Annotated in this window: 2 protein-coding genes; one reads left to right on the top strand and one right to left on the bottom strand. The window is 68.0% G+C overall.

From position 1 onward, the window contains the following. Positions 1 to 885 (bottom strand): flavin-containing monooxygenase (locus tag ACWDNU_RS45710; protein ID WP_449673429.1); only part of this gene is annotated, 885 nt, incomplete at its 3' end. A gap of 36 nt (positions 886 to 921) precedes the next feature. Between ACWDNU_RS45710 and ACWDNU_RS45715 the strand changes: the two genes are divergently transcribed. Further along, on the top strand, positions 922 to 1,459 hold a 538-nt coding region (locus ACWDNU_RS45715; protein ID WP_449673430.1), incomplete at its 3' end, for a YdcF family protein.

Below are 1,459 nucleotides of genomic sequence, written 5' to 3' on the forward strand. Positions count from 1 at the left end.
GTAGTCGGGGGTGAAGTGCTCGGCGACCAGCTTGTCGTCTTTGAGGATGCGGGAGGTGAGGCCGGTGAGCAGCTTGCGCGCGGCGGCGGGGCGGCGACGGCAGTACTGGTAGAAACCGATGTTGAACAGGATGTTCTTGGTCCGGATCAGCCGATGCGCGAGGTCGGCGGGCAGCGCTTCGCGGATCTTGTCGGCCTGCTTGTCGCGGCCGGGCACCGCGCTGATCCAGGTGGGGGTGCGCTGGAGCATGGTGACGTGCTCGGCCTCGCCGGCCAGCGAGGGCACCAGGGTGACCGCGGTCGCGCCGCTGCCGATGACGACCACCCGCTTGTCGCGCACGTCCAGATCGGTGGGCCAGAACTGCGGGTGCACGATGGTGCCGTCGAAGTCGGCGCGACCGGTGAACTCGGGGGTGTGCGGCTGCAGATAGTCGTAGTAGCCGGCGCAGGCGTAGAGGAAACCGCAGGTCAGGGTGCTCAGCTCGGGGCCGTCGGGGCCCTCGTGGGCGATGGTGAGCTGCCAGCGCGCCTGCGCCGACGACCAGTCGGCACCGATCACCCGGGAACCGAAGCGGATGCGCCCGTCGATGCCGTTCTCCCTGGCCGTCTCGCGGATGTAGTCCAGGATCGCGGCGCCGTCGGCGATGGAACGGGCCGCGCGCCAGGGCTTGAACGGGTAGCCCAGGGTGAACATGTCCGAGTCGGAGCGGATGCCCGGGTAGCGGAAAAGATCCCAGGTACCGCCGAGATCGGCGCGGGCCTCGAGGATGGCGTAGCTGCGGTGCGGGTGTTCGGTCTGCAGCCGGTACGCGGCCCCGATGCCGGACAGTCCGGCGCCGACGATGACGACGTCGAGGTGTTCGGGGGCAACGGCGGAGTCGGTCATGGGGTCCAGTGTGCACCCTTCGCTATCCTCGATGCAGTGTCGATCTTTCGACGTGCGGGATGGTTGCTCGTCGGCGCACTGGTCATCGTGCTGGGTACGGCAATCGCCGGATGGCCCGTCTTCGTCAACCCGCAGCTGGACCCGCTGCGTCGCGCCGATGTGATCGTGGTGCTCGGCGGCACCCCCTACGAACGCTTCGACCTCGGCATCGAGCTCGCCCAGCAGGGCTACGCGCCCGAGGTGCTGATCTCGCAGTCCACCGGGGCCGACGACCCGATGATGGACAAGTACTGCGGCGGCCGATTCGCCTTCCGGGTCTCGTGTTTCCTGCCCGATCCGTGGACCACCGACGGCGAGGCGCGCGAAATCATCCGGCGGGCAAAGATTTACGGCTGGCGCCACATCATCGTGGTGACGTTCACGCCGCACATCTCCCGCGCCCGCTACATCGTCGGCCGGTGTTTCGACGGCGAGATCACCATGGTCGCCAGTCCCACCGACACCGGGCTGGAATTCTGGGCCTGGATGTATGTGCGCCAATCCGCCGGGTACGTGCGGGCTTTCGTGAACCAGC

Source organism: Amycolatopsis sp. NPDC003676, assembly GCF_053587275.1.